This is a genomic window from Clostridium sartagoforme AAU1 (genome assembly GCF_000401215.1).
Lineage (GTDB): Bacteria > Bacillota > Clostridia > Clostridiales > Clostridiaceae > Clostridium > Clostridium sartagoforme.
The window spans coordinates 1-4689 of sequence record NZ_ASRV01000212.1; the positions used below are offsets into that span (position 1 = coordinate 1).

Genomic DNA, 4689 nt, shown 5'->3' on the forward strand with positions numbered 1-4689 from the left:
CAGGTTTTGTAATATTTATTAGGAATTAACTACTATTTTTATAAATATTCTAGATGTTAATATAATCCTTGTATATTTAAATTTATAATTTTATATTAAATACTTAATTGTCTTAATAATATGTAATAGCTATATTTCTGATATTATATGCTGAATATCTTATATTTTAAACAAGATATTCAGCTCATTCAACTATTATTTGTATAATTACTTAATGCAAGCTTATATTTTATAGGTTATATAATTTTATTTAGGAAACTCTCTCCTATGGCAAAATTAAACTTCTTATTATCCTTATTAAAATTATCTACTATGGATACTCCTATATCTGCCATACTCTTTAATACATCTATTTCTTTAGGTTCTGTTAACTTCTTACTATAAACTAGTACAGGAACATATTCCCTAGTATGATCTGTTCCTTCAAATGTTGGATCATTACCATGGTCTGCTGTTATTATTAATAAATCATCATCATTTAATTCATTTAAAAGAGTGCTTAATTGAACATCAAATTTTTCTAAAGCTTCTTTATATCCCTTTGGATCTCTTCTATGTCCATACATTGAATCAAAATCAACTAAATTTAAGAAAATTAACCCATTATACATATTTTCTTTAGCTATTTTTATTGTTTCTTCCATACCCATATCATTACTCTTAGATTTTATACTCTTTGTTATTCCTTGATTGCAATATATATCAGCAATTTTACCAATTCCAACTACATCTAAATTCATTAAATTTAATTCATCTAGCATAGTACTAGTTGGTGGCTTCAATGCATAATCTTTTCTATTTGATGTTCTTTTAAAATTTTCTTTATTATTCCCAATAAAAGGTCTTGCTATTACTCTTCCAACTTTATATTCTTCTTTTAAAGTTATTTCTCTTGCAATTTCACATACTCTATAAAGCTCTTCTAGTGGAATAATTTCTTCATTAGCAGCTATTTGTAAAACACTATCTGCTGAAGTATATAATATTAAGCTCTTTGTTTTTAAGTGTTCCTCACCTAAATCTTCAATAATTGCTGTTCCTGATGCTGCAATATTTCCAAAGAATTTATGCCCAGTTTTTTCTTCTAATTCATCTATCAATGATTGTGGAAATCCGTTATCTGTAAAAACTTGAAATGGCTTTTCTATATGGATACCAGCAATTTCCCAATGTCCTGTTATCGTATCTTTTCCTTTAGATAATTCTGTTGCTTTTGTATAATATGCAATTGAATTTTCTACTCTTTTAACACCTTTAATATCTGCAATATTCCCTAGTCCCATTTTTTCCATATTAGGAACATTTAATCCATTCATTGAGTTAGCTATATTTCCTAAAGTATTTGCACCCTTATCTCCGTAATCTTCAGCATCATGTGCTTCTCCTATTCCAACAGAATCAAGTACAACTAGGAATACCCTATTAAAATTCTTCATCTTAATACCCCCTAACTTCTTCATTATTCATTATCTTAATTATTGAACTAGTTCCAAGTCTTGAAGCTCCTTTTGATATAAACTCTTCTGCTTTTTCAATACTCTTTACTCCACCTGCTGCTTTAATTTTAACATCTTTTCCAACATATTTTTTAAACAACTCTATATCTTCAATAGTTGCTCCACCTGCACTGAATCCTGTAGATGTTTTTATAAAATCAGCTCCAGACTTTGTAACACAATCGCATAATTCTATTTTTTCTTCATCTGTTAAAAGACAAGTTTCTATTATAACTTTTAATATAGTATCTCCACACGCCTTTTTAATTTCTTTTATTTCTTCTGTAATAAATTTGTAGTTCTTTTCTTTTACCATTCCTATATTTATTACCATATCAATTTCATCTGCACCTTTTGATATAGCATCCTTAGTTTCAAATACTTTAACTTCTGTTGTATTATATCCATTTGGAAATCCTATTACTGTACATACCTTTAAGTTCTCTCCAACATAATCCTTTGCTCTTTTCACAAAGGAAGGTGGTATGCATACTGATGCAACTTTATATTTCATACCATCATCACATATAGTTTTTATTTCATCCCATGTTGAAGTTTGTAAAAGTAATGTATGATCAACTGTTTTTAGTATATCTTTTATATCCATATTTCCTCCTCTTGTAATTACTCAATTATTTTATATATTATATCTGCCTTAGCTGGCTTTTCATTAGATATTGTATAAGCTGATAAAAGCATTTCTTCGGCTTTTTCAATTCTATTTATATCACTTGTATATATAGTAGCTAATAAATCACCTTTATTAACATAGCTTCCCATCTTTTTTGATAGTATTATTCCTGCTCCATAATCTATATCATCATCTTTAGTTTCTCTTCCTGCTCCAGCTAATAATGATGCTATTCCTACTTTTTCAGCATTTAATTCATATACATACCCTTCTTCTTTTGCTTTAACTTCATGAACTACTTCTGAAATAGTAAATAAATCCTTATTTTCAATTACACTTACATCTCCACCTTGATTAACTACAAGTTCTTTTAGCTTTTCAAGAGCCTTACCATTCTTAAGAACTTCTTCTAAAATTCCTCTAGCCTTATTAACATCACTTTCTATATTTGATAATTTAAGCATTTGTGCTCCAAGTCTTAGACATAATTCTCTTAAATCTTCAGGGCCCCTATCACTTAATACTTCTATTACTTCTTGTATTTCTAATGCATTACCTATTGCATATCCTAATGGTTCTCCATTTAATGTTATTGCTGCTGAAGTATTTCTATTTAACCCCTTACCTATTGATACCATAGCTTCTGCCAATTTTTCAGCATCTTCTTTAGTTTTCATAAATGCTCCATCACCATATTTTACATCTAGTAATATTGCATCTGAACCTGATGCAATTTTTTTACTCATTATGCTTGCTGCTATTAATGGAATACTGTCTATGGTAGCAGTTACATCTCTAAGTGCATATAACTTTTTATCTGCTGGTACTATGTTTTGCGTTTGACCTGCTATTACAAGTCCTGATTTATTAACAAAATCTATGAAGTTTTCCTTTGTAACATTTATATCAAAATTAGGTATTGCTTCAAGCTTATCAAGTGTTCCACCAGTATGTCCTAATCCTCTTCCTGATAATTTAGCAACTTTGCCTCCAGCTGCTGCAACCATAGGAACTAATATTAAAGAAGTTTTATCTCCAACACCACCTGTACTATGCTTGTCAACCTTTATTCCATTTATTTCGCTAAGATCAACAACATCCCCTGATTTTATCATAGCCATAGTAAGATTAACTGTTTCTTCTTCATTGAAACCATTTAGATATATTGCCATCAATAATGCTGATGCTTGGTAATCTGTCACCTCACCTTTTGTATATCCATCTATAAAAAATTCTATTTCTTCTTTACTTAATTCTTTACTATCTCTTTTTTTTGCAATAATATCAAAAGCTCTCATTTTAAAACCCTCCATTTAATTTTCATATTTATTTATTTTAACCCAAGCTTCAAGTTCTTCCTTGTTCTTAGGTATTGTTAATTCGTCGTTTACTATCTTAGATTTTATTTTATTTACAGTTTTCATTATATTATCATCTAATTCTACTTCTGATCCTTCTCTTGTTATGTCTATAATTCCTTCTTTTAGTCCTGATAAATGAACTCCATCATTCCAACTATTATCATTCACATACTTTATTTCATTAAATATAATTTGATTCATATATCTTGTAGCAGTTGAAATTATAACACTAGGATCAAAATAATTTTGATTTTCATCTATTCCGAAGGCATATCCACCTACTTCTTTCGCTGCAGAAAATACTCCAAGCCCTGATGCACCTGCTAGATGCTGAATGTATTTTACACCTTTACTATACATCAATAATGCAGTTTCTCTTGCTTTTAAAGGATTCTTAAAATCGTTTACTACTGCAGATATAACTTCCCCATCTGGATTAACATATCTATATCCAGCTTCAAAACCAATCGCGCCTTCTCTTAAATGAGGTACTTCCATACCTAAAATTATTCCAGCCTTATTCATATAACCTATTTTTTCATATTCTTCTTTACTAAGTAATCCTGCAACGACTCCATTTAGAAACGCTTGTTCTTCCCACCTTGTATAAAGTGAACTTATATTTTTTGCTTCAAGCTTTGAATCTATTAAAGTAAATTTTTGATTAGGATATTTTTCTGAAACCGCTTTCACATCTGCTTCTTGTTCTGGCCCAATAGCAATAATCAATTGATACTCTTCAGTTTCTGCAAATTCCATTATACTCTTTTCATAGTCCTCTGCATGTATAGGTTCTGAATAATCAAACTCTATACCAAGTTCTTTTTGAGCTTTTAATAAACCATCATAAATTAAATCATTAAAAGATTTATCTCCAAGACCACTACCTGTAAAAATTACTGCTATTTTTAAGTTCTTTTCTTTTCCCTTTTCATTTGAATTATTGTTGAAGTTAAGAACTATTGCTGCTACAAAAAATATTGTTGAAATCAGTATTAACAATATAACTAATACCTTATCTATTCTTTTAACCATTTAATCTCCTTTGCAATAGATATTATCTATAACATCTTTTGTATAATATAATTATACATAAATATACAAGGTGGGAAGAACAAGCGTTTCTAAATGGAGTCGTTGCAGGATTACTTAGTAAAGAAGAATATGAAAAAATAGGTTATATGAATAAGGCTGGAATAAT

Annotated in this window: 4 protein-coding genes; all 4 read right to left on the minus strand. The window is 29.0% G+C overall.

Annotated elements, in window-relative coordinates; genetic code table 11:
- Positions 1-236: 236 nt before the first annotated feature.
- The 4 genes from A500_RS16830 to A500_RS16845 are packed head-to-tail and all read right to left on the minus strand — an operon-like array spanning position 237 to position 4523.
- A complete protein-coding gene (locus A500_RS16830; protein WP_016208771.1) occupies positions 237-1436 on the minus strand; it encodes a phosphopentomutase in 1200 nt (399 codons plus the stop codon).
- Position 1437: 1 nt separating this feature from the next.
- On the minus strand, positions 1438-2103 hold the full coding sequence (gene deoC, locus A500_RS16835; RefSeq protein WP_016208772.1) for a deoxyribose-phosphate aldolase: 666 nt from the start codon (positions 2101-2103) through the stop codon (positions 1438-1440).
- Between the two features lie 17 nt (positions 2104-2120).
- Entirely contained in the window at positions 2121-3425 is a 1305-nt protein-coding gene (locus A500_RS16840; RefSeq protein WP_016208773.1) for a pyrimidine-nucleoside phosphorylase, read from the minus strand.
- A gap of 15 nt (positions 3426-3440) precedes the next feature.
- Positions 3441-4523: a BMP family lipoprotein gene (locus A500_RS16845; RefSeq protein ID WP_016208774.1), complete on the minus strand. Its 1083-nt coding sequence runs from the start codon at positions 4521-4523 to the stop codon at positions 3441-3443.
- Positions 4524-4689 lie beyond the last annotated feature (166 nt).

Bases quoted from the DNA above. Each gene is read 5' to 3' on its own strand.
- A500_RS16840 (WP_016208773.1), bottom strand. From the start codon at position 3,425: ATGAGAGCTTTTGATATTATTGCAAAAAAAAGAGATAGTAAAGAATTA.
- A500_RS16830 (WP_016208771.1), bottom strand. From the start codon at position 1,436: ATGAAGAATTTTAATAGGGTATTCCTAGTTGTACTTGATTCTGTTGGA.
- deoC (WP_016208772.1), bottom strand. From the start codon at position 2,103: ATGGATATAAAAGATATACTAAAAACAGTTGATCATACATTACTTTTA.
- A500_RS16845 (WP_016208774.1), bottom strand. From the start codon at position 4,523: ATGGTTAAAAGAATAGATAAGGTATTAGTTATATTGTTAATACTGATT.